Annotated in this window: 28 protein-coding genes; 11 read left to right on the top strand and 17 right to left on the bottom strand. The window is 65.3% G+C overall.

Annotated elements, in window-relative coordinates:
* Positions 1 to 8: 8 nt before the first annotated feature.
* Positions 9 to 623, bottom strand: a complete 615-nt coding sequence (locus ACZ60G_RS25800) for a class I SAM-dependent methyltransferase (RefSeq protein WP_465813027.1) — start codon at positions 621 to 623, stop codon at positions 9 to 11.
* A 379-nt stretch (positions 624 to 1,002) separates the two neighbouring features.
* Between ACZ60G_RS25800 and ACZ60G_RS25795 the strand changes: the two genes are divergently transcribed.
* A complete protein-coding gene (locus ACZ60G_RS25795; RefSeq protein WP_465813026.1) occupies positions 1,003 to 2,073 on the top strand; it encodes a fatty acid desaturase family protein in 1,071 nt (356 codons plus the stop codon).
* Positions 2,074 to 2,123: 50 nt separating this feature from the next.
* Here the strand turns inward: ACZ60G_RS25795 and ACZ60G_RS25790 are convergent, their stop codons facing one another.
* Positions 2,124 to 3,146 (bottom strand): NADP-dependent oxidoreductase, encoded by a 1,023-nt coding sequence (locus tag ACZ60G_RS25790; protein WP_465813024.1) that lies wholly within the window; start codon positions 3,144 to 3,146, stop codon positions 2,124 to 2,126.
* A 363-nt stretch (positions 3,147 to 3,509) separates the two neighbouring features.
* On the opposite strand from ACZ60G_RS25790, the gene ACZ60G_RS25785 reads away from it, so the two are divergent.
* Together ACZ60G_RS25785 and ACZ60G_RS25780 are read left to right on the top strand one after the other, a co-directional pair.
* Positions 3,510 to 4,289 (top strand): inositol monophosphatase family protein, encoded by a 780-nt coding sequence (locus ACZ60G_RS25785; RefSeq protein WP_465813022.1) that lies wholly within the window; start codon positions 3,510 to 3,512, stop codon positions 4,287 to 4,289.
* Between the two features lie 173 nt (positions 4,290 to 4,462).
* The gene (locus ACZ60G_RS25780) at positions 4,463 to 5,983 is read left to right on the top strand and encodes a serine hydrolase domain-containing protein (RefSeq protein ID WP_465813020.1); all 1,521 of its coding nucleotides are present in this window, start codon (positions 4,463 to 4,465) and stop codon (positions 5,981 to 5,983) included.
* 89 nt (positions 5,984 to 6,072) lie between these two features.
* Here the strand turns inward: ACZ60G_RS25780 and ACZ60G_RS25775 are convergent, their stop codons facing one another.
* Together ACZ60G_RS25775 and ACZ60G_RS25770 are read right to left on the bottom strand one after the other, a co-directional pair.
* A complete protein-coding gene (locus ACZ60G_RS25775; protein ID WP_465813018.1) occupies positions 6,073 to 6,660 on the bottom strand; it encodes a GNAT family N-acetyltransferase in 588 nt (195 codons plus the stop codon).
* Positions 6,657 to 7,910 carry a helix-turn-helix domain-containing protein gene (locus ACZ60G_RS25770; RefSeq protein ID WP_465813016.1) on the bottom strand — a complete coding sequence of 418 codons (1,254 nt, stop codon included), beginning with the start codon at positions 7,908 to 7,910 and terminating at the stop codon, positions 6,657 to 6,659. Before ACZ60G_RS25770 ends, ACZ60G_RS25775 begins: the two co-directional genes overlap by 4 nt.
* Positions 7,911 to 8,365: 455 nt before the next feature.
* Here ACZ60G_RS25770 and ACZ60G_RS25765 point away from each other — a divergent pair, with 455 nt between their 5' ends.
* Positions 8,366 to 8,584, top strand: coding sequence for a hypothetical protein (locus ACZ60G_RS25765; protein ID WP_465813014.1), 219 nt, complete (start codon positions 8,366 to 8,368; stop codon positions 8,582 to 8,584).
* Positions 8,585 to 8,589: 5 nt separating this feature from the next.
* A complete protein-coding gene (locus ACZ60G_RS25760) occupies positions 8,590 to 8,829 on the top strand; it encodes a hypothetical protein (protein WP_465813012.1) in 240 nt (79 codons plus the stop codon).
* Positions 8,830 to 8,887: 58 nt separating this feature from the next.
* Here the strand turns inward: ACZ60G_RS25760 and ACZ60G_RS25755 are convergent, their stop codons facing one another.
* Positions 8,888 to 9,499, bottom strand: coding sequence for a GNAT family N-acetyltransferase (locus tag ACZ60G_RS25755; RefSeq protein WP_465813010.1), 612 nt, complete (start codon positions 9,497 to 9,499; stop codon positions 8,888 to 8,890).
* Between the two features lie 144 nt (positions 9,500 to 9,643).
* Positions 9,644 to 10,144: a GNAT family N-acetyltransferase gene (locus ACZ60G_RS25750; protein ID WP_465813008.1), complete on the bottom strand. Its 501-nt coding sequence runs from the start codon at positions 10,142 to 10,144 to the stop codon at positions 9,644 to 9,646.
* Positions 10,145 to 10,204: 60 nt separating this feature from the next.
* Here ACZ60G_RS25750 and ACZ60G_RS25745 point away from each other — a divergent pair, with 60 nt between their 5' ends.
* Positions 10,205 to 10,840 carry a class I SAM-dependent methyltransferase gene (locus ACZ60G_RS25745; RefSeq protein WP_465813006.1) on the top strand — a complete coding sequence of 212 codons (636 nt, stop codon included), beginning with the start codon at positions 10,205 to 10,207 and terminating at the stop codon, positions 10,838 to 10,840.
* A 90-nt stretch (positions 10,841 to 10,930) separates the two neighbouring features.
* Entirely contained in the window at positions 10,931 to 11,323 is a 393-nt protein-coding gene (locus ACZ60G_RS25740) for a hemophore-related protein (protein WP_051182880.1), read from the top strand.
* 17 nt (positions 11,324 to 11,340) lie between these two features.
* On the opposite strand, the gene ACZ60G_RS25735 is transcribed toward ACZ60G_RS25740, so the two are convergent.
* The 3 genes from ACZ60G_RS25735 to ACZ60G_RS25725 form a co-directional block, all read right to left on the bottom strand.
* The gene (locus ACZ60G_RS25735) at positions 11,341 to 12,525 is read right to left on the bottom strand and encodes a sensor histidine kinase (protein ID WP_465813004.1); all 1,185 of its coding nucleotides are present in this window, start codon (positions 12,523 to 12,525) and stop codon (positions 11,341 to 11,343) included.
* Positions 12,522 to 13,178 (bottom strand): response regulator transcription factor, encoded by a 657-nt coding sequence (locus tag ACZ60G_RS25730; RefSeq protein WP_387287789.1) that lies wholly within the window; start codon positions 13,176 to 13,178, stop codon positions 12,522 to 12,524. The genes ACZ60G_RS25735 and ACZ60G_RS25730 overlap by 4 nt, the downstream gene beginning before the upstream one ends.
* Before the next feature lie 94 nt (positions 13,179 to 13,272).
* Positions 13,273 to 14,541, bottom strand: a complete 1,269-nt coding sequence (locus ACZ60G_RS25725) for an RNA-guided endonuclease InsQ/TnpB family protein (RefSeq protein WP_465813002.1) — start codon at positions 14,539 to 14,541, stop codon at positions 13,273 to 13,275.
* A 186-nt stretch (positions 14,542 to 14,727) separates the two neighbouring features.
* On the opposite strand from ACZ60G_RS25725, the gene cqsA reads away from it, so the two are divergent.
* On the top strand, positions 14,728 to 15,960 hold the full coding sequence (cqsA, locus tag ACZ60G_RS25720; RefSeq protein WP_465813000.1) for an alpha-hydroxyketone-type quorum-sensing autoinducer synthase: 1,233 nt from the start codon (positions 14,728 to 14,730) through the stop codon (positions 15,958 to 15,960).
* A gap of 1 nt (position 15,961) precedes the next feature.
* On the opposite strand, the gene ACZ60G_RS25715 is transcribed toward cqsA, so the two are convergent.
* The 8 genes from ACZ60G_RS25715 to ACZ60G_RS25680 all read right to left on the bottom strand — a co-directional run bounded on the left by ACZ60G_RS25715 (position 15,962) and on the right by ACZ60G_RS25680 (position 24,481).
* Complete coding sequence (locus tag ACZ60G_RS25715; RefSeq protein ID WP_465812998.1) at positions 15,962 to 17,458, bottom strand: sensor histidine kinase; 1,497 nt, start codon at positions 17,456 to 17,458, stop codon at positions 15,962 to 15,964.
* On the bottom strand, positions 17,455 to 18,171 hold the full coding sequence (locus tag ACZ60G_RS25710; RefSeq protein ID WP_063037967.1) for a response regulator transcription factor: 717 nt from the start codon (positions 18,169 to 18,171) through the stop codon (positions 17,455 to 17,457). Before ACZ60G_RS25710 ends, ACZ60G_RS25715 begins: the two co-directional genes overlap by 4 nt.
* A 70-nt stretch (positions 18,172 to 18,241) precedes the next feature.
* Entirely contained in the window at positions 18,242 to 19,870 is a 1,629-nt protein-coding gene (locus ACZ60G_RS25705) for an NTF2-like N-terminal transpeptidase domain-containing protein (RefSeq protein ID WP_465812996.1), read from the bottom strand.
* Between the two features lie 225 nt (positions 19,871 to 20,095).
* Positions 20,096 to 20,449, bottom strand: coding sequence for a VOC family protein (locus ACZ60G_RS25700; protein WP_465812995.1), 354 nt, complete (start codon positions 20,447 to 20,449; stop codon positions 20,096 to 20,098).
* A gap of 122 nt (positions 20,450 to 20,571) precedes the next feature.
* Positions 20,572 to 21,270 carry a helix-turn-helix transcriptional regulator gene (locus tag ACZ60G_RS25695; protein WP_465812993.1) on the bottom strand — a complete coding sequence of 233 codons (699 nt, stop codon included), beginning with the start codon at positions 21,268 to 21,270 and terminating at the stop codon, positions 20,572 to 20,574.
* Positions 21,271 to 21,419: 149 nt separating this feature from the next.
* A complete protein-coding gene (locus ACZ60G_RS25690; protein WP_465812991.1) occupies positions 21,420 to 22,025 on the bottom strand; it encodes a hypothetical protein in 606 nt (201 codons plus the stop codon).
* Between the two features lie 153 nt (positions 22,026 to 22,178).
* Entirely contained in the window at positions 22,179 to 23,003 is an 825-nt protein-coding gene (locus tag ACZ60G_RS25685) for an alpha/beta fold hydrolase (RefSeq protein ID WP_465812989.1), read from the bottom strand.
* 8 nt (positions 23,004 to 23,011) lie between these two features.
* Positions 23,012 to 24,481 (bottom strand): PucR family transcriptional regulator, encoded by a 1,470-nt coding sequence (locus ACZ60G_RS25680; RefSeq protein WP_465812987.1) that lies wholly within the window; start codon positions 24,479 to 24,481, stop codon positions 23,012 to 23,014.
* 194 nt (positions 24,482 to 24,675) lie between these two features.
* Between ACZ60G_RS25680 and uraD the strand changes: the two genes are divergently transcribed.
* Genes uraD through pucL form a run of 3 tightly spaced genes read left to right on the top strand, consistent with a single transcriptional unit; the run spans position 24,676 to position 26,363 of the window.
* Complete coding sequence (gene uraD, locus ACZ60G_RS25675) at positions 24,676 to 25,188, top strand: 2-oxo-4-hydroxy-4-carboxy-5-ureidoimidazoline decarboxylase (protein ID WP_465812985.1); 513 nt, start codon at positions 24,676 to 24,678, stop codon at positions 25,186 to 25,188.
* Positions 25,185 to 25,484, top strand: coding sequence for a hydroxyisourate hydrolase (uraH, locus tag ACZ60G_RS25670; RefSeq protein WP_465812984.1), 300 nt, complete (start codon positions 25,185 to 25,187; stop codon positions 25,482 to 25,484). Before uraD ends, uraH begins: the two co-directional genes overlap by 4 nt.
* Positions 25,485 to 25,487: 3 nt before the next feature.
* Entirely contained in the window at positions 25,488 to 26,363 is an 876-nt protein-coding gene (pucL, locus tag ACZ60G_RS25665; protein WP_465812982.1) for a factor-independent urate hydroxylase, read from the top strand.
* Position 26,364 lies beyond the last annotated feature (1 nt).

Below are 26,364 nucleotides of genomic sequence, written 5' to 3'. Positions count from 1 at the left end.
GGGCGGCTTCAATCTGCGCGCGAGAACACCGCGACTAGAAAGTCGGAATCGTCGGTAAATGGGCGCAGATCCCACGTGGATAGCCGCAAATCCACTGTGAGTCCGGCGTTCTCGGCGTCTGCCAGGAACTGCGGGAACTCGTAACCACGATCGGCGCCGAACCCCACAACCACCCGACCGGCTGGGGCGAGATGGCGGGCGAACCCGGCCAGTACCGCCTCCCGGGTGGACGGCGCCAGAAATGTCATCACGTTCCCCGCACACACGATGACATCGAAGTCGCCGGCGACCCCACGGCCCGGCAAGTCCAGTTCGGCGAGATCACCGACTATCCAGGTCGGACCCGGATAGTCCTGCTCCGCCGCAGCGATCAACACCGGGTCGACGTCGACGCCGACCACGACGTGGCCGGCTCGGTGCAAGTAGGCACCCACACGCCCCGGACCGCACCCCGCATCCAGGACTCGGCCACTGCGGTCGAGCATCGCGTCGATCAGCCGCGCCTCCCCGACAATGTCGGTGCCTTCGGCCGCCATTGCTCGGAACCGCTCCACGTACCACGTCGAATGCGCAGGGTCAGCAGCAGTGAGCTCTTCCCACTGGCTGGGGGTACGTCCGCTCATGGTCTGTTCCTCTTCTCTCCGGCCCGCCTCTGGTTCACTGTGCCACCGCCGTGCCGATAGTCAGCACCCGGCCTGATGGTGCCCGCGGCCGGTGCAGCCGGCCCATCGACATCGGACTTCAGGCGGATAACGTCCGGATCTGCATCCCCCGATCCCCGGTCTGCGGTGGACATCCGGTATCACACCGCAGTCCGATTCCGGGTCATACCAAGGGATTACATGGAATGAGAATCCGGCCGATAGCTTCGGTGTATCGAAATCGTCACCCCGCCGGACACACCGAGCAGCGGCCGCTGGATCAGATCTCCGATCGACATCGACCGGTCGGCATCGAAGACGGGCGGGGGTGGCATCTCCGACTCAGCTCTCAGGAAGATTTATGACGACACCGGCCTTTGCTGCACAGTCATTTCCACAGTCATCGCGGCGCGGCGGCGCCGACGGTGATTACGCCCGTCTGCTGCGCCGGATCTCCGACGCTGGACTGATGAACCGGCGTCCCGTCTACTACGCCGTCCGGCTCAGCCTCGTCGGGATTGCGTTCGCGGGCGGCTGGGCGGCGTTCGTTCTCGTCGGCGACTCGTGGTGGACGCTGATGGTCGCGGCGCTCATGGCCGTGACGTTCGCTCAGGTCGCGCTCGTCATGCACGATGTCGCGCACCGCCAAGTCTTCCGGTTACGGCGGCCGACGGAGGTCGTGGGCCGAGTGGCCGGCAACGCCGGCATAGGCCTGGCCTACGGCTGGTGGCAGGACAAGCACACCCGGCATCACGCCAATCCGAACCACGAGGAACTCGACCCCGATGTCGCACCCGACATTCTGGTCTGGTCACAACGGCAGGCGCGGGCCAGCCGTGGTCTGCCTCGTCTCATCGGGAGGGCGCAGGCGTTCCTGTTCTTCCCCCTGCTGATGCTGGAGGGCCTGAACCTCCATGTGGCCGGCGCACGTGCGCTCAGAAATCCATCGGTCAAAAACCGCGGATTGGAGGGCGCGCTGCTCTTCGGCCACTTCGCCGTCTATCTGGCCGCATTGTTCGCGGTCCTGCCTGCCGACAAAGCCTTCGCGTTCCTCGCTGTCCACCAAGCGCTGTTCGGCCTGTACATGGGCTGCATCTTCGCCCCGAACCACAAGGGCATGCCAACCCTGACCGGCGACGACCGCCCCGACTACTTGCGCAGGCAGGTGCTGACCTCCCGCAACGTGCGAGGTGGCGTGCTGACCGACCTCGCCCTCGGCGGGCTCAACTATCAGATCGAGCACCACTTGTTCCCGAGCATGCCGACGCCGAATCTGCGTCGCGCCCAAGTGATCGTCCGCGACTACTGCGCCGAAATCGGCGTGCCCTACCACGAGACCGGGCTGATCTCCTCTTACCGCGAGGCGCTGCGGCACATGCACCACGTCGGCGCGCCCCTGCGCACCACCGACCGACATCCGGTCGCCGGATGAATGTTTCCAGGCCGGGAACGGCGACAACAGCCCTTGGTGGTCGGTGGGTTTCAGGACTCCACGATGTCGACCAACTGCTTACCGAGATTGCCGCCCTCGAAGAGGGCGCGCAGTGCACTCGGTGCGGATTCCAAGCCGCTGCTTACGGTTTCGGCGATGGTGAGTTCGCCCCGGTCATGCCAGTCGCGCAACGCCGCGAACGCCTCCGGAAAACGGCCGAGATAGTCGAGAAAGATGAACCCTTCCATGCGTGCCCGGCGCATGGCCAGCTGCATGTAGTTCCGCGGCCCGCACTGTGGGTCCGCACCTTGATACCCGGAAGAGATCGCACCGGCCAGAACAACACGAGCGCCGGGCGCCAGGTGCGCCAGACCATGCTCGAGAACGCGGCCGCCGACACCATCGAAGAAGACGTCGACACCGTCGGGGGCCATGCGGGTCAAACAGGCGTCGATGTCATCATGTTTGTAATCGATGGCGGCATGCAGGCCCGCACGATCAGTGATCCAGGTGCACTTGTCCGGACCGCCTGCGATGCCGATGACAGTGCAGCCCAAGGCTTTCGCTATCTGTCCCGCAATCGATCCGGTCACACCGGCCGCGGCCGACACCAGCACCGTCTGGCCGGGCTCGGGCCGGCCGATATCCGTCATGCCGAAGTACGCGGTCAAGCCGGGCGCTCCGAACAGGCTCAGCATCATCGTGGGTGGTACACCGTCGGGCACCACGTTCAGCCCGAACAATCCACCGTCGGAGGCGACGGCATAATCCTGCCAGCCGACCATACCGGCGACCCAGCTGCCCACCGGATAGCTCGCAGTGTTCGAGCACACCACCTGCCCCACCCCGCTACCCCGCATCACCGTGCCGACCGGGACCGCATCGATGTAGTTGTCCGCATCGTTGAGCCAACCACGCTGCGTGGGATCAATACCCAGCCGATGCACCCTGACCAAGGCTTCCCCCGGCCCCGCAACCGGAACCGGAACGCTCCTGAACTCGAAATCCCCATCCCGCAACGCCCCCTCGGGCCGCCTCCGCAAAATCCACTGCCGGTTCACCGTATCCGCCACCAGGCGATGCTAAATCACACACATCGCAGCCTTCGAACCGTTTTCCACCGTGACCAATACGCACGGAATTCGGCTACCGTGCATGCCTAAGACGCAGGAAGCCTTGCTCGGCAAGCGTTACTGCCCGGACCCGAAGGGTATTCGACGAGCCGGGGAACAACCCTGAATCGGGCATGGCTTCGGTCACATGCTGCCGCGGTATGGCCGGTTCGGGGTGGCGCGGACCGCGGCATTTCCGTGCGCTTTCTCGAAGTGCGCCAGGCGATTCATGGGCATAGTCGATCTCGCTCGGGCAATGGGAGGCTTGTCTTCTAAGCTCTGGTGCTTGTGACACTGATGGATGATCTCGCCTTGGTCCACCAGTTGGCCGACGCCGCCGACAACATCTCGATGCGGTACTTCTCGGCCGGAAGCATAGCGACGCAATTCAAGTCCGACGGCAGCCCCGTCACGGTCGCCGATCACGCCATCGAGCGGGCCATCCGCGCACGACTCGCGCAGGACCGGCCCCAGGATTGTTTGGTAGGAGAAGAGTTCGGCGCCCATGGCAGCGCCGCACGGCGGTGGCTGATCGACCCGATCGACGGCACAGACAACTTCGCCGCTGGACGATCCGAGTGGAGCACCCTGATCGCAGTCGAAAGCGATGGTGAGGTTCTCACCGCTGGGATCTCGGCACCGGCGTTGCGGCGCCGCTGGTGGGCATCACGCACGGCAGGCGCATGGACCAGTACTTGCGCCGCAGGAGGATTGGGCCCGGTCCACGCACTGGCAGTAACGAGGACCGAAACTCTCGGTGAGAGCACCGCGGTGATATGGCCTGTGGCGGCGGCCTGGGTTCCTGCTCGGCGTCTGGCCACAGCCACCGCCCTTCTCGCCGAATGTGCCGGCGGCGGACCGCTGTCGGACTGGGCCGGAGCGTGTCAGGGCGCGATGCTGGTGGCCACGGGCCGGGTGGATATATTTCTCCACCTGACCGCCGGTCCTTGGGACATTGCCGCCGCCGTGCCGATCGTGGAGGAGGCAGGCGGACAATTCAGTGACGTGCGGGGAGGGCGCAGCATATCGTCCGGCGCTGCCGTATTCACCAACGGCCGCGTGCACGAGCAAGTCCTCGAACTGATTGGGCGCGAACCGATCTGAACAACGCAAGCGCCGCTGAGTGGGTCGAACTCACCGACACACACTCACAGGCAATATCGGATGTTCTGAGCGCAGCGGATCCCGCGTGCCGTTGAGCGCCGCCACTCCGCGATCACCGCTGCTAACCTCGGCAACGGGCGCCGGAACCGACCCGGCGGGGAGGGGATTTCGCAATGTCTGGGTCGCATCACCACGTCCTATCGCGGCGAATCCGGGCGGTGCTCGCATTGCCCGTGGTCGCCGTGTTGCTTACCACCGGCTGCGGTACCAGCACCGATTCAGGCCGGGCACAGGCGTTTCCCGCCGACCTGGCCGGCCAGATCGACCAGATCGTGAAGTCCCATATCGACGCGGGGCTGATTCCGGGCGCAGCAGTGTCGATCATCGACCCCGAACACGGCACCTACAGCCAGGCGTACGGGGTGGCGGACACCGCCACCGGCCGTCGAGCCCAAGTGAGCGACCACTACCGGGTCGGCAGCATCACCAAGACATTCGTCGCGACCGCCGTACTCCGCCTCGCTGATGCACAGAAACTCTCACTCGGCGACCCACTCCGGAAGTACGTCGACGCTATCCCCAATGGCGACACCATCACCGTGCGCGACCTGCTCGGTATGCGAGGTGGCGTCTACGATTTCGCTGCGAATCCCGAGTTTCAACCCCAATTACTCACCGCGACACCGGATAGCGTGTGGTCCATTGACGACGCCGTGCGCATCATCAGGGGCAACCCTGACAAGGCACACCCACCCAATTCCCGTACCGCGTACTCGAATTCCGAATACCTCCTACTCGGCCTGATCCTGGAAAAGGTGACAGGCCGCCCGGTGCGGGACGTCGTCAACGACCTCGCTGGCGACTACGGGCTGCACGACACCGGATACCCTCCCGACGCCGCTTTGCCCACACCCGATAGCCGGGGCTACGCCTTCGACAAAGACATCCGCACCGATGTCACGGCACGCACACCACCAACCCTGTGGGAAGCCGCGGGCTCGCTGGTGGCCTCGGTCCCCGACCTCGCCACCTACGCCGCCGCACTGGGTGAGGGTCGATTCCTCGAACCTCGAACCGCTACGGCACGAACAACTTTCACCGACCGTTACGGCCTCGGCCTGATGAGTGACGGCTCCTGGATCGGCCACTCCGGCGCGGTCCTCGGCTACACCTCGATGACGATGTACCTCCCTGAACGCAAAGTCAGCGTCGCGGTCGCCGTGAACCAGTACACCCCCGCCTACCGCTCCCTGCTGCTCATCGACGCGACCGACATCTGGACCGACCTGGTGGCCCAGCTCTATCCCGGCACCATTCCCGGCCTCGACAACCTGCCAACCGCTCAACCGCCGATTCCCGCTCCAGCCGACCTCACCGCCGAACTCGCGCAGGCCTTGAACCCGTCGATCCCCGCCTCCGCCAAGAACTTACGGATCGAGGGTGACGACAAAGCCCCGGATCTGGTCACGAAACTGGCCCTGGCCTACACCCATTCCGCTCTCGAGGTGACAGTCGACAAAACCACCGACATAGGCCGCAATCGCCTGATCGCCACCACCAGCACCACCACGTCGAATGGCAACGTCCCCATGCTCATCCCACTCGTCCCCATAGACAACGCGTGGCGGCTGGACGATGGCTGGGTGTGTGCACAGATCGTCGCCGATGGACAGCAATCGCCGGCCTGCCCCTAGCCGGGCTATCGCTCCACGGGCGTTCAGCCTGCCGATTGCGTGATCGGACGCGTCTGTCGACCGAAGTGATTCATGCCGGGCATTTCCGCTCAGCCAGTAGGCAGATCGCGGATCAGCACGTCGAATGTGGGTGCGTCGGGCCAGCTCGGCGTAAGGGTGCCTACCCGATACCAGCCCCAGTTGCGGTAGGTGGTGTAGGCGCGGGTGTTTTCGGGGCGGACGAGCAGTGTCGCGCGCTGTTCTGCTCGGTGGCCGAGGAGTTCGTCGTGGAGGGCACGGGCGATGCCTCGGCCGGTGAGTTCGGACCGCACCATGATTTCGCTGAGTGCGAATGTGCGGGAACCATTCTCGGCGGTGAAATCGGCTGCGTCGCCCTCGTCCAGTTGGAGACCACCCCACCATGCGGTGTTCATATGCAGCGGCCAGCCCCACGCCTGGCCGCACGCGCGCCCGTCGAGCTCGGCGATTACTAGCTCGAACCCGGCGGGGCGACTGGGGGCGGTATACGCGTCGAAGCGGTGCATGAATGCCTCTGGTGCCTCGAACTTCTCGCCAGCTTCGATCGCATGAACGTAAGAACCGCGGAATATGTCCTCGATCTGGGTGCGTCGATCGCGGGCCTGTTCGGCCGAAAGATGCTGGAACTCAAGGGTTGTCGTCTTGTGGTCTGGATTCATGCGGTGGTGACCCTTCTCGCCAGATCGTCGAATCGTTGCCGGAATTCGTCGGAATATCCCTCCACCGCATCACGGACTGGCGCAAGGAGTTTGAGGGTGCGGGTGGAGGAGATCTCTCGCTCGAGGTCGGTGATGACCGAAAGTCCTTGATCGGCAGCACCTTCGATATCTCCCGCATTCGCCAAGGCCGCCGCCCAGCCTGCTCGATAGTTCGCGGCGTTGCGGGCACCTGCCTGCTCCAGCGCTAGTCCAGCCGATAGGCTTGCCGCCTTTGCCAACTCACCGAGGTCTCCGATACCGCGGGCTTCGTGGCATCGGATCTCGGTGGTCGTGACGAACCGGAGCCACCGGGGGCATTCCCCGGACGGCTCGTGCTCGAACGCGTAATCCAGTTCACGCCAAGCAGTGGCAACGGCTTTGCCGAATCCGGTGCGGTCACCGAGGACGCCGTATGCCTGGGCTTCACGGATGGCCATCAATGCATGGACGCGGCCTGGTGGGCGACCACGGCTCAGGTCCCGCGCACGTTCGATGAGCCCGAGCGCGCGGTGCGGGTTGGCTTGGCCGGAGCGTGAAAGGGTGGTCGCCTGATGTGCGGCGTTCAAACATACGTGGACGGTTAGTTCTTCGTCGCCAGCTTGGTTGGCCAATGCGAACGCGTCGGCATAACAGCGGCGCGCGAGCGGGTGCATCTCGGAGTCGTACGCCAACCAACCGGCGATTGTCGCGAGCTCGCCCGCCGCGCGCATGAAAGCCTTGCCTGCTTGTTCTTCGAAGGCACATGTCTCCAGGACGGCCTTCGCCCGTTCGAGTTCGTCCACGGCTGTCTGCAGCAGTGCTGTGCCACCCACGATCTGCTCGCGCTGGGCAATGTCCTCGACGTTCGCCGCGAGTCGGTGCGCGTCGGCAATTCCGATCCGACTTGGGGACGGGGCGGACTTCACGGCAGGAAGTGCAATCGCGGTCCCGAGCAGTACTCCGAACTCCCGGCGCTTCACTTCGTCGCCCTCGACTTCCCGTGTAATGGGCCCCATCGTCAGGCTATCGTCGGCAACCGCTGCCCGGAACCGTTGCGCCTGCTGATCATTTAGACGGGCAAGTTCGGAGTCCAGGTCCTGGGCTGACTTCCCTCGTACCGGGCGGGATACTGTCGCCTTCTCCCACTTTCTGATCGTCGGCGGCTCGTAGCCGACCTGCGCGGCGAATTCGTCCTGCGTCAGCCGCAGCGCCGCCATGCGAAGGGCTTTCACCTCCACACCTGTCCACCTGCTGACGATCATGGCCACCCCTGTTTTCGCGTCCACAACGCTCGGTATCAGAAGCGTATTACTTGCGTGCGGTTTCGTGGCTGGGATCGAAGTGGCTGGTCGGCGACGCTTTATGGGCATCCGAGGTCTCGGGTGCGCCGACCGCAGTCCAGGGGAGGGATCGTGACGAATTCGAAACTGCCGCAGCGGTATCCGATTGTCGGGCCGCCAGTCGCGTACAGCGGTGCTACGGCCGATGTGGTCGAGCGGTTCGCGGATGCCGTTCGCGAGTGGGCCGGACACTCTGGGCGAACGGAGCGCCGAGATATCGAGCCCACAGCAGCTGCGAATCGTGAGGCCGTGTGATGCGACGAGATCGGTTGCGTACCACGCAAACTCGGGACGGTCGCAAGGTTGCCATATGGCAGCTCGTCGGATGCTCCGCGCGGGTGTTGCGTGTGCAGCTCACTTCGGAGTCGTTCGCCGCGTACTGCTTGCCGTCGCGCGCCCCGCTGACGGATGCGCAACCCGGGACGGTCATGTTCGATCCATATCCCGATTTGGCCGCCGCTCGGGAGTTGCTGCCCAAGCACAGTGATCTTTGGGACGCGCTTCGAGATGACTACTGGGCGGCGCTCACGAATTCGAGGGCACTGCCGAACTCATTGGAGGCATAGGGCAGATGTCCGAGATCCCTCGGGGCGAGATCGCTCCGTCTGTGCGCGCATTGCTCGCCGCTTTTCACGAAGAAACCCATTTCAAGCTCGACCTCGCCCCCGTCGACAGCATGCCGATCTACGAGCGCGCGGCCGATGGCTGGCTGTGTCGAGTCGGCGAAGACGGCTGGCTCCTGGATGCCGACTTGGACGAGAGCGACGCCATCAGGGGCGACTCGGTCAGCGTGCACGACATAGATACCTGAGCGAGCGTTCAGCTGTCGTCCACGCCGCCGGGCTACGTTCGTGCCGAACTGGTCTCCCTCAGCCGTGCTCAGAACCCGCGACTGGGCGGCTGGCCGGGAAGTTGTCCTTGATCCAGAACATCCCGCGGCCCGACTCCGCGGGGGCGCGCACCTCACGTGGTGCGACCCGGTCGAGCCGGTATCCGAGTCGGCGGGGGACCGCGGCGCTGCGGATATTGGCTTCGTCGCAGTGGATTTCGACGTGGTCGATGCCAGGTAGGGCTAGTGCGATTCGCGTCAGCGCGGCGGCGGAGCGGGGGATTATTCCGCGGCCGGTATGCGCGACATGGCACCAGTAGCCGATTTCCAGCGTGCGTGGGCCGACGCGGTCGTGGATTCCGATCGCACCGAGTAGGGTCCCGTCGACGTCGAAGATGCCGTAGTTGCAACTTCCGTCGGGGCTGGGCCAGCTCGTCGCCATCGCGTCGCCGAAGGCACGGTGCTGTTCGAGTGTCATGGGTTCGGCGAGCCAGTCCATCCATGGATGGAGGTGGTCGAAAGAGGTGGTGACCGCGTCGAATCGCGGCATCAGATCCTCGGGCTGCCAACGGCGCAGCAGCAGATCGCCCAGGTTGATCTGCTGAGGCGGCGCGATTCCGGACGCAAGCGCGGCGGGGTGCTCGGTGTCCATCCTGGGATGTTGGCAGCTGTTCCGACGTGGAGCAACGCAATAACGGGCTGGTCGAGATTCCCAGGATCGATAACGCCACGCGCGTCGCGACTTGACTGGCGAACCGCAACGCGCCGCGTTTCGCGCGGAAACGGACGGGCGCGCCTAGTTCTTCGGCGAAAAACCCAGATGCTTGACGTAGCGGTGGGCAGGAACCGACACGGGGCCATCCGGTCCAGGTGCTCGGTGGCTGAACGGCCCCTCATCGACCCATCCGTTCCGGGCGTAGAAGGCGCGGGCGCGGGTGTTGCCCGCGACTACGGCCAACCAGGCGCGGGAATGACCGCCAGCATGAATGCGCTGCTCGGCGGCACCGAGCAGGGACGCGGCGACTCCGGTGCCGCGGTGGTGCCGGGATAGGTAGACCTGGTCGACTTCGTCATCGAGGGTCATGACGAAACCGGCTACGTGGTCGGCGACGATCGCGACAACGGTGTCGTCGATGCGCTCCGCGGCGCGCGTGCCGAACGATTCCTGGGGCCGGACGGCGATGAGTTCGTCGGGGACATTGCCGAGGTGGGCGTCGCGCCAGCCTTCGTACCAGATGGTCGCGATGGATTCGGCGTCCTCGGGGTGGGCGGGGCGCAGGTGCGGGGACTCGGTCATCAGCGCAATGTAGCCCGGTTGGGTTGACATGAACCCTGGTTGAGGTTGAAGGCTGGAGATATGAATCGACCGCCTGAATTCTGGAATGCCGTCTATGACAACGGGTCCGCTCCGTGGGTGATCGGGGAGCCGCAGCCCGCGGTGCTCGAGCTGATCGAGCAGGGGTGGATTCGGGGTGCGGTGCTCGATGTGGGGTGTGGTGCCGGTGAGCACACCATTCGGCTGACCGAGCTCGGCCATGACGTGCTCGGGGTGGATCTCGCACCGAGTGCGATCGCATATGCCAGGGCCAATGCGCGGGAGCGCGGCGTGGTCGCGCGGTTCGAGGTGGCCGATGCGCTGAATCTGGGGGACGAGCCGCGCTACGACACCATTCTCGACAGTGCGCTGTTCCACGTCTTCGCCCACGACAACGGCGATCCGACCGACTATCTGCGCAGCCTGCATCGGGTCCTGAAGCCCGGCGGGTACCTCCACATCCTCGCGCTCTCGGATGCCGAACCCGGCTTCGGTCCGCGCATCAGCCGCTCCGCGATCTCCGACCCGTTCGGCGCGGGCTGGGATTTGGAAGAACTGAAACCCGCACGGTATCGCGGACGCGTCAGCGAGGCGGTCGTCGAGGCACGAGAACTCGGCCTTACCCCCGGCAGCATTGTCGATGAGGCAGCTTGGCTCGCCCGCGTGCGCCGTTCCTAGCACTGTGCAAACACCCTGCCTGATGGACTGTGCATCGGATCGTGGCACTGCCTGCCGTGATCCGATCGCCAATGGAAAGGGTCATTCGTCATGACATACACCCGTACCGGATTCGTGCGCACCGCTGTTGCACTCGGCGGTCTGCTCGCGGCGGGAGCGCTACTGGTTCCTGGAACCGCTTCGGCGCAACCGGGCATCGGTGGCGGACTGATCGAGACGACATGCAGCTTCGCCCAGGTGGATGCGGCCATTCACGCCGAGGCGCCCAAGCTCGCCGAACGCCTGGACAGTCATCCCGATCGCAAGGCGAAGCTGCAGGAATTCCTCGGCCTGCCGGTCGAGCAGCGCAAGCAGCGCGCCCAGCAGTGGATCGATAACCACCCGAATGCGCGGACCAAGATCGAGGAGAAGCGCAATTCGCCCGAGGGCCAGCAGAAGATCGACAAGCTGCGCCAGATCGCGAACACCTGCCACAACTACTGAGTCGAACGCGGGCGGCGCTATCCGGCGTCGCCCGTTCGGCTCTCGATGGTGACCGTGACGATGAGACCGCCCTCGGGCCGCGCCGTTGCCCGGACCTCGCCACCGTGTGCGTGCGCGACCGAGCGCACGATCGACAGACCCAGCCCCGCGCCCCGGCTGTTCGGTGCATGCGCCGATTCGGCGACCCGTTCGCCGGTGGCCAGTCTGCGGAACGGTTCGAAGAGCCCGTCGACCTCGAAGGCAGGCACGACTGGGCCGGTATTCTCGACCACGAGCTGGGCATTGCCCCCGGTGCGCACCGATCTGATCGAGACCCAACCTTTTTCGCTGACGTTGTAGCGAATCGCGTTGTCCACCAAGTTCTGCGCCAGACGTTCCAGCAACACCGGATCACCGGAGACCGGAGCCGCCTCGACATCGGTGCGGATCTCGATACCGGCCCGGTCGGCGGCATCACCCGCGACGGTGACCACCCGACGGGCCACCTCGGCCAGATCGACCCGACTGCGCTCGATGAGCCGCTGCTCACTGCTCGCGAGCACCAGCAATCCGTCTATCAGCCGCTCGTGCCGACTATTGACCTCCAAAAGCGTTGCCCCGAGCCGACGCGTGGATTCGGGTGCGTCGGGATCGTCCAGCGCCACTTCGATCAACGTGCGATTGATGGTCAACGGTGTGCGCAGTTCATGTGAGGCATTGGCGACGAAGCGCCGCTGACCGTCGAAGGCGCGATCCAACCGTTCCAGCATGGCGTCGAAAGTGTCTGCCAGATCCTTGATTTCGTCGTCGGGGCCGGTCAGCGCGATCCGCTCGTGCAGGCTGCGATCGGCCACCCGGCGCGCGGTCGCGGTGATCTGTTGCAGCGGATGTAAGGCCCGCCCGGCCAGCAGCCAACCCAGTCCGCCCGCGACGATCCCGATCGCACCAAGTGAGACCAGCGACCAGACGAGCATCGCCTCCAAGGTGTCGCGGCGCTCCTTGGCGGCTTGCGCGGTCAGCGCCGTGTACAACTCCTCGGTGACGATCGGGCGATTCCGCTTGGCCAGGTACTCGCGCACGAGGATCTGGGCACCCATCCCGTGTCGCCGATCCAGCGACCGATCGAGGTAGAAATACATCAGCGCAACCAGAATCGCCCCGGCGATGAAGAACGCGCCCGCGTACAGCAGGGTGAGCCGGAGCCGAATGGTGCGGCCCCTCATCGGATGCGGTACCCTACGCCCGCCTCAGTCTCGATCACGGGTGGATCGCCCAATTTCCGGCGCACCATCATGATCGTGTAGCGCACCACCCCCGTGAACGGATCGATGTTCTCGTCCCATGCCTTCTCCAATAACTGCTCCGCCGACACCACTCCGCCGTCGGCACGCAATAATTCGGCCAGTACCGCGAACTCCTTGCGCGACAACGAAACCGGCTCGCCGTCGCGGGTGACCGTCAGTCGATGCGGGTCGAGCCGAATCCCGGCCCGCTCCAGCACCAACGGGGTCGCGGGCCGTGCGCGCCGTCCCAGCGCCTGAATGCGAGCCACCAATTCGGCGAATGCGAACGGTTTGGTCAGGTAGTCGTCGGCGCCGAGACCGAGCCCCGCGACTCGCTCGGCCACCGCCGCGGCGGCCGTCAGCATCAGAATCCTGGCGTCGCTGCCTGCCTCGGTGAGCGAGGTGCAGACGATATCCCCGGATACCGTCGGTAGATCGCGATCCAACACGATCACGTCATAGTCGTTCACGCCGACCCGCTCCAGCGCATCCGCGCCGTCGTACACCACATCGACCGCCATCGCATGCCGCCGCAGCCCATCGGCTATCGCGTCGGCCAGCAACTGCTCGTCCTCGACCACCAGTACCCGCACCCGACCATCGTGCCTGTTGTCGCTGTTAGGGCGCTGTTAGTGCGACAGACCCCGGGCCGAGCCGCCGATTTCGGCACATGTGGCGAGGAGTGATTTACGACGAACGACGACTCGGTGTGTGCTCTGTATTGACATCCGCCCCGCCATCAGAGGTGAGGATTCCTACCACAGCCGTGGAGCTGTCTTGGTGGGTTCCTGCTTCAATGGCCGGTGCCAGCCCGGGGGCTGGTCCTACCTGGCCTTCACAGGCGTTTAACCTCTCGGTCTGCCCAGCCGCGAGGATGTTGGTTGCCGCGTTCATGTCCCGGTCGTGGACCGCGCCGCATGGACACCGCCACGTCCGGACCGACAGCGGTTTCTTACCGTCGATCCGGCCACATACCGAACACAACTGGCTGGACGGAAAGAAACGGTCCACCTTGGCGAAAGTGCGGCCGTGCCTGGCCGCTTTCTCTGCCAGCATGCGGATGAACATGCCCCAACCCGCGTCATGCACGCTCTTGGCGAGCCGCGTGCGAGCGAGACCTTGGACGCACAGGTCCTCGACGTATACGGCTTGGTTGTCGCCGATGATCGCCGTGGAGTGTTTGTGCGCCCAATCTCGCCGGGTATCGGCTACCGGTGCGTGGGCTTTCGCTAACCGGACTCTGGCCTTCGCGCGGTTACGGCTGCCCTTCTGCTTCTTCGACAGATCCTGCTGGGCCTTGCGGAGCTTGCGTTCGGCTCGGCGCAGAAACTTCGGGGATTCGATCACCTTCCCGTCCGATAACACCGCGAAGGTGGTGAGTCCCAAGTCGATACCGACCTCGGTGTCCAGCTCGGGCAGTGACTCGTCGGCGACAAACACCACGAACGACGCGAAATACCGGCCTGCCGCATCCTTGGTGACGGTGACCGATGATGGTTCCGACGGCAGGCCCCTCGACCAGCGAAGCTCGATGTCACCGATCTTTGGCAATCGCAGCTTGCCATTGGCGAGGACCTGGAACCGGGCGTTGCGGGTGAACCGGATCGACTGCCGGTTATCTTTCCGGGACCGGTACCGGGGCGGCGCTATCCTCGCTCCCTTCCGTTTGCCCGTGATCGAGGCGAAGAAGTTGCGGTAGGCGGTGTTCAGGTCGGCCAGCGCCTGCTGCAATACCACCGATGACACCTCACCGAGCCACCCTCGCTGCGGTGTCTTCTTCGCCTCTGTGAGCCGCTTCGACAGGTCCGCGTCCGAGAGCGTCAATCCCTCCGCGTATGCATGCCGCCGTGATGAAAGCGCATCGTTGAAGACGACACGAGCGCACCCGAATGCCTTCGCCAACTTCGTCTGCTGACCCGATGTCGGGTAGAGGCGGTAGCTGTATCGAAGCTGCACACTTTCACGATAACATCATGGCGGCGCACCGATTACGATTCTGCGCCAGTACATCGAGCAGCGCTAGTGTCCGGTCCAGGGAACACTCGGTTCTCGGCGCCCCGGCCACGCTCGCATTCACCTCCGCTGTAAGCGACTGTGCACTAACGAACATCCAGGTAGCTGATAGCAGTGAAAGGAGTTCAGATGACAATGTCGGTTGCCGACCGCATATTCCTTCGCGTCAACCGATTCCACAGGGAACGGGTCGCGATCGCATGGGGCGGACGGCATATTCTGCACGGCCGTAAGCCCAGGCCGGGTGATGTCGTGCTGAGCAGCAATGACTATCTCGCGCTGGCTCACGAGCCGCATATCGTCGGCGCGATGTGCGCGGCATTGCAGTACGCGAGCGGGGGAGCACCTCCGTCGGGCGTCTTCGTACACGGTCCCGATCATCCGCAGATCGCGCTGGAAACGACACTTGCCGAACATATGCGGGCGGCCGCCGGAATTCTGTGTCAGTCGGGCTGGGATGCGAATGCTGGATTGATGCAGTCGATCGCCGACTCGCAGACGCCGGTCTATGTCGATCACATTGCGCATATGTCGCTGTGGCACGGCGCGAAAACCGCTGGTGCGCCGGTATATTCGTTCCGGCATAATTTTCCGGGCCATCTGCGCGAGGAGATCCGCAAGCACGGCCCCGGCATCATCGCGGTGGATTCGATTTACAGCAGCAACGGGAGTCGCTGTCCGCTGACCCAGATCTGCGACGTCGCCGACGAAACCGGCAGTGTGCTGGTGGTCGACGAATCGCATTCGCTCGGCACCGATGGGCCCTACGGTGCGGGCATGGTGGTCGCGCTCGGCCTCACCGACCGGGTGCCATTCCGGATCGCCAGCCTCGCAACGGCTTTCGCGGGACGCGCCGGGTTCGTCGCCGCGAACAATATCGATTTCGTCGACTACTTCAAGATGGAATCCGATCCCGCGGTCTTCTCCGCGACACTGCTGCCGCACGATATCGCCGGTCTGGCCGCGACGCTCGATGTGATTCGCATCGACGAGTGGCGGCGGGTCCGGCTGCGCGAGATCTCCGCGGTCGTGCGCCGTGCGCTGATGGCCTTGGAATTCGATCTGGAGGGTTCGGCCAGCCATATCGTCGCGTTGCAGACCGGTTCGGATGAGCGCACGATCGCCATCCGCGACTTCCTGGAGGCCCATGGCGTTTTCGGTTCGGTTCTGTGCTGGCCTGCTACCGCGCCCGACCGCGCGCGCATCCGCCTCTCACTGCATGCGGGGCTCACCGATATGCAGGTGGATCGACTCATCCAGGTGTGCACCGAGGTTCGCAACCACTTCGGCGCGACGGCGCCGGTGCGTTACGAAAGGCCGAGGCCCGCACCGACTACAGCGCAACTCGTGCCGACCCAGTGAGCTACAAGGCGGCCGTCGCACGCGGCAGGATCACCGTGAAGGTCGCGCCGTTGCCCGGCTCACTGTCCACGCTCACCCGACCGCCGTGCGCCGTCACGAGGGCCTGCACGATCGATAGCCCCAAACCCGTTCCGCCACTGGCCCGGGTGCGCGAGTCGTCGGTGCGATAGAACCGTTCGAAGACGCGGGCGGCGGCCTCCGGCGTCAGGCCGGGGCCGGTGTCGACGACATCGATGCGCACGTCATCCGCGGACGGCGTGAGCCGCACGGTGATCGCGGCGGTGGCCGGAGTGTGGGCCAGAGCGTTGCCGAGCAGGTTGGCCAGCACCTGCCGCAATCGCGTTTCGTCGCCGGTCACGTCCATGGTGCCGACGCCGGGACGGACTTCCAGCGTGATCGGGCGTCGAGGTTGCTGCCGCGCCGCCATGGCCTGCGCATTGTGCACCGCATCGCCGGCGAGCGCCAGCAGATCCACTTGGCGGCGGTCGAGTGGGCGTTTGGCATCCAGCCGCGCGAGCATGAGCAGGTCCTCGACGAGCAGGCCCATACGCTCGGCCTCGCCCTCGATGCGGCCCACCACCATGGCGGCATCCGTGCTCGCGCCTTGGCGGTAGAGCTCGGCGAAACCGCGAATCGTGGTGAGCGGGGTGCGCAATTCGTGGCTGGCGTCGGCGATGAACTGGCGCATCCGGCGTTCCGAGCGCCGGGCGTCTTCCTCGGAGGCCTCGGTGGCTGCGACGCCGTGCTGGATCTGCGCGAGCATCGCATTCAGCGACCGCGCCAACCGGTCGACCTCGGTATCGACACCACGTACCGGAACGCGCCGGTGCAGATCACCGCCCGCGATCGCCGCCGCGGTCTTCTCGACATTGCGCAGCGGCCGTAGGCTGCGTCGCACGACGAAGTACCCGACCACACCGAGCGCGATCAGCGCGGCCGCGCCGGTGCCGAGTTCGAAGTAGATCAAGCGCGATACCGTCTCCTGGTTATCGGTGAGCGGCAGCGCGATGGTCGTCGAGCCGTACTGGTTGCTGGTGGTGAGGGCGCGCCACTGCACCTCGGATCCGTCGGTCGAGCCGACGGTCGTGGGGACCGATGCCGTATTTCCGTCGATATCCGGCGTGGTGCCGATGCCGGCGACCGTGACCGAGGTGCCCGGATAGGTCTGTCCCTCGGGGCCTTTGTGCAACTCGTAGAAGCGGCGGGGTTGATCGGTGAACAGCCGAGGTGCCGGCGCTTGCGGCAGGTCGGCCGGAACCCACACCGTCGCACCGTCATTCGTGACGACCTGTTTCATCTCGCGTGGTTCGGCCCATGAGTGAGCGGCGTCGTAGAGCTGTTCGTCGGTGCGTGCGGTCAGTGATCGACTCAGGGCGGAGGTCACCGCGAAACCCGTGGCGAGCAGCACCATGGCGACCAGGAAGACCAGGGCGACAACAAGTCCCACCCGCAGCGGGATGGCCGACACCCGCCGGGCGAGTGATTCACGCAGTCTCATATCCGACTCGGCTGCGGTGCGCGCAGCACATAGCCGACGCTGCGCAGCGTGTGGATGAGCTTCGGTTCGGTGGTATCGACCTTGCGCCGCAGATACGACACATACGACTCGACCACGCCCGCGTCACCGCCGAAGTCATAGCGCCACACGTGATCCAGGATCTTCGCCTTGCTGAGCACCTTGCCCGAATTCACCATGAAATATCGCAGCAGCGTGAACTCGGTGGGCGACAATGCCACCGGCACACCGGCTTTCCAGACTTCGTGACTGTCCTCGTCGAGTTCGATATCGCCCACCGCGATGCGGGAGGACAGGTCCGCGACGGCATCCCTGCCCGACCGCCGCAGGATGGCCCGCAGCCGGGCGATCACCTCTTCCAGGCTGAACGGTTTGGTGACATAGTCGTCCGCGCCGAGGGTCAGCCCGGTGAGTTTGTCGTCGACCTCGTCGCGCGCGGACAAGAACAGCACCGGCGCATCGATCCCGTCCGCGCGCAGCCGCCGCAACAGCCCGAACCCGTCCATGCCCGGCATCATCACGTCCACGATCAGCGCGTCCGGCCGGAACCGGCGCACCTTGTCCAGTCCGTCCGTCCCGCTTATCGCGGTGACCACCTCGAACCCCTGAAATCGCAGACTCACCGCAAGGAGCTCGACAATCATCGGCTCGTCGTCGATGACGAGAATGCGTGCTTCCGGCTCTGCTCTGCTCATTCCACTAGCGTGACGGGCCGAGCAAGGTCGCAGCTCAGGACAAGCTGGGTGTTGGCTGTGAGCCGTAGGCCTATCCGAGGTCCGGATGGAAAATGCGTTCGGCCGCGTTCCGCAGGGTGGTGCTGCTGTCCGGATCCTCGACATGAAGTGCGAAGACCAACTCGCCGGTATTGGCGAGCAGCCAGCCCTGCCCGCCCGCGGTGGTGACATATCCGCCGCCGCCGATCAGGCTCCGGAGTTGGTCGGCCACCGCAGCCGGCAGCGGACTCGATTGGGTGGAAGTCGTTGCCGGGCGGCCGATTTCGATCATGGGTGGCGTGATACGCCCATTGGCGATGGCGGCGGTGAGGATCGCCATGCCGTAGGGGCTGGCCTGGATTTCGCTCGCCCGGCCGCCGCGCCGGGTCTCTTCGGTGCCCGGGGCCGGGATTCGCGAACCCACCTTGCTCAGACCCGTCAGCTCGAAATCGACGCCGAGACCGAGGGTGCGGGCGGCCTGGGTGATCTCGTCGAGGGATACGTTCTGCGGCGGTTTGTGCGCGATGGTGGCCGCGGCCGCCCGCAATAGTTCGGAAGTGCCGCCGATCGGAGCGAGCCCGGCGAAGGCCACTGGATCGTTCGTGCTGGCCGCATTGTTCTCGGCGGCGGCGACAATGGCTCCGGTCGCGGGACGGATCGCGACGACGGCCGCCGGATTCCCGAGGTAGTTGACCGCATCCTGAGCGGCGCGCTGCCAGTACGGATCCAGGGTCGCGGACACATCCGGCGCCGGTGTGCCCTGCTGTCCGGCGATGTTTGCGATCGGCAGTCCGTCGGGTCCCGATAGCTGGACCGCCCAGCCCGCGGTCCGGTCCTGGTTGTCCTGCCACACCGTGCGCAGTGCGTCGAGCATGGGGGATTGGATGCGCCGGTCGGCCGAGATCAGCCGTGGCTGCGGCTGCGCCACCACCCCGGGAATCGGCGTGATGTCAGGTTCGAGAACCGCGAAGTCGTCCTGCCGCAGATTCACCGCGACGACCGGTTGACCTTTGGCGGCGGCGAGTTGCGCGCGTAAGGATTCCCCGGTGATCAGCGGGGCGACCGGTGCGATGGCCTTCGCCAGCGCGTCGGTGGTGGCGACCGGATCGGTGATGCGGGCGGGATCGAGCCGGACCACAGCGATGATCTGCTGGGTCATCAACGGTTGTCCGAGACTGTCCTTCACCACGGGAGGCGGCGTCGGATATGCCTTTACCAGGTTGACCTTGCGGGTGTTGTCCAGTTGCGGCAAGGCGATAGTGGGGTCCCAGGAGATTCGCCAGCCGGTCGCCAACTTTCGGACCGTGCCCTGCGCGTCATATGTCCAGTTTCGATCGCGGCCGAATGCCCACGCGCCCTGCAGGGCGAAGATTCCCTCCTTGGAATCCAATGCGATGAATTGCGACACACGGAAGTCCGGGGCACCAGGGCCCAATCCCTCGAACACCTGTCGCAGCGATGTGGCGGCATTGCTCGGCTGGGTGGTCAATTTCGCGGCACTATCGGCATCCCGCTTGTTCAGCAGCTCGGTGAACTGTTCGACCGCCACCCTCGCGTCATCCGAATACTCGCCGAACGAACAGGCGCACCCGCTGAGTGCCACCGCGAGAATCACTGCGCCGAGTGCCGCCGACCAGCGTGTGCGGCTCATGTGCGGTCCGACGCCCGGGGAATTGCTCATCGGGATCCTCGATTCTCGAGTTCAACCGCGATTGATGGTCGTCAGCATCTGATAGCGCAGCGCAGTGGACTTCGAGGCTAGCCCGCGCATTCGGCGGCTATCCATTCGATAAATCGGATAGCTGCCGAATTGCGATGGACTCGAGATATGGACTTATGTTGGCTCCCCGCAACAAAGTTCGAGCCGACCGGGGGACCCCGGCCGATGGCCGAGGCCCCCGTCGGTTCACGGCTGCGGCGGTGGGCTGAAGATGCCGAAGTCGTTTCCGGAGGTGTCGAGGATGTGTGCGAAGACGAGTCCGTCCTTGCCGGTGATCGGTGGGACCGACACCTTTCCGCCCAGCTTTTCGGCGGCGGCGACCGTGGCCGCCACATCCTGGACGAGGACGAAGAAGGTCGCGTGATTGCCCGAGGCATCGGGGGTGCGCGAGATGCCGCCGCTCGGGTGTCTCGCTCGCGGGGTAGCTGACCAAGTCGTAGGTGTCGGCGTTCGGGTCGGCGGTGAAGCTCCAGCCGAACAGGTCGCCGTAGAACTTCTCGACCTCCTGCGGCTTATCGCTGCCGACCTGGAACCAGGCAACCGTGTTGAAAGGGGGAGTGCTCACCGTGTCGTCTCCTCGCGATCGGGTATCTGTGTCTTGCCCGATCACGATCACCCGGCGCGGCGACAACCCCCTGTCGGTGTTTCCCGCCGATTTCGTCTCACAGCGCGACGGTTCGGAGTTCGAGGTCCTTCGGAATATCCGAAGGAGTGAGCGGGCGCGGCAAGGTCGGCGTATCTGTCATGGTCACCGCGCGGATGCGGTCCAGCCGGAAGCAGCGCGACTCCGCACGCAACCGGCACCACGCGATGAGATACCAGCCGTGCGATCCGTTGAGGAATGCCGTCGGCTCGACCTCCCGGTCACTGGCCGCGCCGAAGCGATCCGAATAGCTGATCCGCAGTACCCGCCCCGCTTCGATCGATTGCCCGATGACCGACGGAATGGCCTGGACGGGCCGCGCATCCACCGGATCCAGCAACCGAACCCGCGCGGCGAGGTCGCGCGCGGCGGCCGCATTGCGCTCCGACATCACCCCGAGAATCTTGCGCAACGCGCTGCGTCCCGCCTGGTCGAAGGGCGTCGCCTCGCTGCGCGCCAAAGCCACGGCGAGTGCGACCGCTTCCGCTGCGGTGAAATTGAGCGGCGGCAGCGACATGCTCTTCTCCAACGCGTACCCACCGCGCCTGCCGACATCCGCGTAGATCGGAATACTCGCCTGCTGCAGTGCCGCGATATCGCGTTCGATCGTTCGAACGCTCACCTCATAACGCTGGGCCAACTCCCGCGCGGTCCGCATTCGCGGCGCCACCGCCCGCAACTCCTCGACGATCGCATATAGCCGATCCGTACGGTTCACGCCGCTACGCTAGCGCCGACCACCGACATCGAACGCCCACCCGAATTGTCTTGGCGGATTGCGGGTATCAGTTGAGGGTGTCGCATAGCCAGCGAGCGCCTCGCACGGTCGCCCGCGCGCGGGTGTCACTGGATATGCGACGGTTCGGGTCAGCGGCGGGAGACCAGCATCGGTTCGTGTAGGTCGAAGTATTCGACTTCGCCCATGAGTTCGCCTTCCTCGTCGAACAGGGTCCGCAGATCGTCTGGAATCTCCACCTTTTCGTGGGCGCGGGCCTCGGCCTCGGAGGTGAAGTAGATGGCCTCGACGTACCCGTCGCTGCCATATGTCGCCAAGGTGCCGCCGAGAATTTCGGGGCGCAATTCGTGGATGCGCTCGGTGCCTTCGGCGAGCAGTTCGCGCATGCGCCGCGGATTGCGGGTATGGCCCTCCATGACCTGGACGAATCCGGCCTGATCCGAGCCACCGCCCAGCCACTGCGTCACCTCGGGGCAATCCATGAACTGCACCGGTCCGTCGAAGCACTGCTCGGTCTCGGCCCACCACGCGCCTTGCTCCGGACGATTGCTATTGCGCCGCGCCGCTTCTTCGGATTCGAACCTCGCCAATGCGATGAACGTTCCGTCATTGCACAACCCGCTGGTCGTCCCGAGATAGCCGTCGGCTCCCGGCTGCAATTCCTCGGTCCACCGATCCATACACCGACGTAGTCGATCGGCGTCGGAAACCTTTCCTTGAATAACTTGGATGAACATCGAGTCCTCCTAGTGCGGAGGGATCACTCCGCTCTATAGCGAGGGTGACGCGTCGTGGTCCACCGAGGGTGCTCGGACCGCACGGCCCGCGAACACGGCCACCGCACAGCTAATCGTTCGCCGCAGCGCGGCCGTATGCAATACCGGCACGAGTCAGCGCGCTTCGGCGCAGTTCGTCAGGAAGGTTTCGACCAACTGATTGACGACATCGGGAACCTCGGCGGCCGCGAGGTGCGCGGCATCCTCGATAACCGCCAGCTCGGCGCCGGGAATGGACCGGGCCATGGTCTCCAGTTCGGGTACCGGAAAGGTGCGATCCTCGCGACCGCCGACGACCAGTGTGGGACAGGTGATCGCGGCGAAGCGGTCGCGTTGGTCCGGGCGCTCGATCACCACGGATCGGACGGCATGCGCGACCGATTTCGGATCATTGCGACGTGCCGTATCGAGGACTCGGCGCACCACATCGGGGCGCGTGGCTTCGGTGGTCGGCCCGAGGAATGCGCTCACTACCGAGCGAGTGAGCGGCGGGCGGATGCCACGCAGGATACGGATGAGGACCAGCAGCGCCCGGTACTGCAGTTTCTGACCGCTCGGGGCTGGTGAGGCCGTGCCGTTCATCAAGATGGCGGATCGGACGCGGTCCGGATATTCGGCGGCCAAGGTGCCGCCGATCATGGCGCCCCAGGAGTTCCCGATGAAGTGGGTCCGCGAGAGTTCGAGGTGGTCGAGGATGTCGACCACGCAGCCCGCGCAGTCGTCGAAGGTGAAGCCGCGGGTGAGTGGACTGGATTTTCCATGGCCGGGCGGGTCCACCGCAATGGTCAGGTAATTCTCGGCGAAGTGAGCGATCTGAGCGTCCCAGAGCCCGGCGTCCATGAGCAGGCTCGGCCACATCACGAGCGGATCGCCGTGCCCGGTTGTGACGACGTGCAGGGTTCCGAGCCGAGTCGGGAGGTATAGGTCCGTGCTGTCCATGGGTTCCTTCAGCGGAGGGCGAGCGCGAGGAAGAAGTCGACGCGGTCTTCGAGGCGGGACAGGTCGCGGCCGGTCAGTTCCTCGATGCGTTGGATACGGTAGCGCAAGGTATTCACGTGAACGTGAAGTAGCTCAGCGCATTTGGTCCACGAGCCGGACACCTCGAGGAAGGTTTCCAGGGTGTGCACCAAGTCGGCCCGGTTTTCCTGGTCGTAGCTGCTCAACGGGTCGAGCAGGCGCAGGCGGAACATTCGGCGGACTTCGTCGGGGACGCTGGCCAGCAGGAGCATATGGGTGGCGAGTTCGTCGTGGCCGACGACGGTGGTGGGGGTGGGGCGGTCGGCGGCCAGGCGGCGGGCGTAGCGGGCTTCTTCGACAGCGCCGCGTAGGCCTTCGCCGTCGACGATGCCGCTGACACCGATCGAGAGGTGAGCACCCTGTAGTCCGGGCTCCAAAGCGGTTACGGCGCGGTGGATTTCGCTGATGACGGAGCCGTCTGCAGGGATGAGGGCGATGGCTTCACCGTCGACCACACCTGCGGCCGGCCTTTTGCCGTAGAGGATTTCGCGCAGTAGGACGCGTAATTCGCCGGGGCGCAAGGCATCTGCGCCAGCTGCCACCGCGATATAGGTTTCGGCGGGACCGAGGCCGGTCAGTTCCAGGCGGGAAATGATTTCGGCGGGTTTGGCATCGGAGACGATCAGTTCGATGAGTTCCTGGGCGAGGCGGCCCTCGGCGCTCTGACGGTCGTCGAGCCGGGCGCGTTCGAGCGATACGACCGCGGCGAGCTCGCCGGTCAGGGCGCGACGTTCCTCCGGCCAGTCTTTGAAGTCACCTTCGAAGACCAGGAACCAGTCGGCGGCGCGGGACGTGCTGTGCTCGTCGACGGCGAACAGCGAGTAGCGCGCCTTGTCCTGGACCAGCACGTGGGGGAGACGGCGGGCGTTCAGGAAGGCGGCGGTGGCCCCGACCGGCGGTGGTGCGGCGGGGCCGGCCACCACGCGTCCGGTGGATGCGACGACCCAGCAGCGCATCCCGAGATCGCGTTCGATCAGCTCGAGCACCGAGCCCAGCCCGGTACCCGAGACGAGCTGGCGGTGGCGGTCGAGGATGGCGGTCAGATCGGCGGCGCGCCCGGTGGACAGATTGCGGGTCAATGTCTCGGTGACCTGGGCGAATGCGATATCCTCGCGGACACGGAACAGCGGTATCCGATGCCGTTGACAGGCCTCGACGACGTCGGGCGGAGCGCCGCCATAGCGGGCGTCACCGGCGGCGAGTCCGGCGACTCCGGCCTGGGCCAGCGCGCGCACGAAGGTCTCGCTGTCCTCCGGCGAAAGCCGCCATTGCAGCCCGGTCAGGACCAGCTCACCGCCGGAGAGATAGCGACTCGGATCGAGCATGTCGGTGGTCACTACCCAGCGCACGAAGCGGTCGAGCTCTTCTTCGCCGGTGACGAGCTCGAGACCGAGGTTCATGGTCAGAAGTGATCTAAGTCGCACACTTGCCGAGGCTAACAGCCCAGCTCGCGCCCTCCCGGCGACGCTTTGGATATTCATACAAACGAGCCCGTGTGAACTGGCGCACACTTCGGATTTCTGGGTCCTAGCAGCGCAGATGAACGGCGGGTGTACTTACTCCCAGCACCAGAACAAGCTCGATGGGAGATCGGATGTCCGGTGAGATCGGATGGCTCAACTCGCTGCCTCCGGACCAGGCCGAGGCGGAACTGCTGACCTGCTGCGCCTCACACGTCTGGGCGCAGAAGGTGGCGGCGCACCGGCCCTACGTGGACAGCACGAGCCTGATAGCCGCCGCGGTCGCCGGGGTACGGGAGCTGAGTTGGCCCGACATCGAGGAGGCGCTGTCCGCGCATCCGCGCATCGGTGACCGGGCGAAGGCGGGCGCGCACGAGCGCGAGGCCAAGTGGTCCGCCGGTGAGCAGTCCGGCACGGCGAGCGCCGACCAGCAGACACTCGATGACATCGCCGCAGGCAACCTCGCCTATGAGCAGCGGTTCGGACACGTCTTCCTGATCCGCGCCGCCGGCCGCTCCGCCGAGCAGATCCGCGCCGAACTGCGCAGGCGGCTGGCGAATACCGCCGAGGGCGAGCGCATCGCGACTCAACGCGAACTCGCCGATATCACCCGGCTGCGAATCCGAAAGCTGTTGGAGGACAGGTGAGTCTGTCCACCCATGTGCTCGACGCGGCATCCGGTCGCCCGGCGGCGGGGCTGCCGGTGCGGCTGGAAAATGCCGACGGCACCGTGCTCGCCGAGCGCCGGACCGACGGCGACGGGCGCGTCAAGGATCTGCCCGCGCCCGAAATCGGTATCCACCGGCTGATTTTCGAAACCGGTGACCTCAGTCCGTTCTACCCGTCGGTGACCATCGACTTCCGCGTCACCGACCCAGCCGAGCACTACCACGTGCCGCTGCTGCTCAGTCCCTATTCCTACTCGACCTACCGAGGTAGCTGAACCATGTCGATCAAGCTCGGGCCGAATAGATACGGCAAAGCGGAAAACCGGGTCGTCCGGGTGACGAAAACCGGTGCCGTCCACGAGATCCGGGATCTGAACGTCGGTGTCGCGTTATCCGGTGACATGGACGAGGTCCACCTGACCGGTGACAACGCGACAGTCCTGCCGACCGACACCCAGAAGAACACCGTATTCGCCTTCGCCAAGGAACACGGCATCACCTCGCCGGAAGCGTTCGGTCTTGTGCTGGCACGGCATTTCGTCGATTCCCAGCCGCCCATCCACCACGCGCGGGTCTCCCTGGAGGAGTACGCCTGGGAGCGCATCGTGGTCGGCCTCGGTGACAAGCAGTATTCGTTCGTGCGCTCCGGCCAGGAGACCCGTACCTCGCGGGTGCACTACGACGGCGAAAACGCCTGGGTGGTCTCGGGTTTGACGGGTCTGGTGGTGCTCAACTCCACCGGCTCGGAATTCCACGGCTATATCAAGGACAAGTACACGACGCTGCAGGAGGCCTACGACCGCGTACTGGCCACCGAGGTCAACGCGGAGTGGCGCTTCGCGAGCGAACCGGGCGACTGGGACAAGGCCTACCGCGAGGTCCGCGGTGCGCTGCTCGAGGCATTCGCCGATACCTACAGCTACTCGCTGCAGCAGACCCTCTACGCCATGGGCGACCGGGTGATCGGCGCGGTCCCGCAGGTCTGCGAGGTCCGGCTGTCGCTGCCCAATAAGCACCATTTCGTCGTGGATCTGTCCGGCTTCGGACTGGAGAACGACAACGAGGTGTTCTTCGCCGCCGACCGGCCTTACGGCCTGATCGAGGGCACCGTACTCACCGAGGACGCTCCCGCGCCCGGACCGGCTTGGGAGTGAT

The organism is Nocardia sp. NPDC102475 (assembly GCF_055584605.1).
This window is presented reverse-complemented; position numbering and strand designations above follow the sequence as displayed.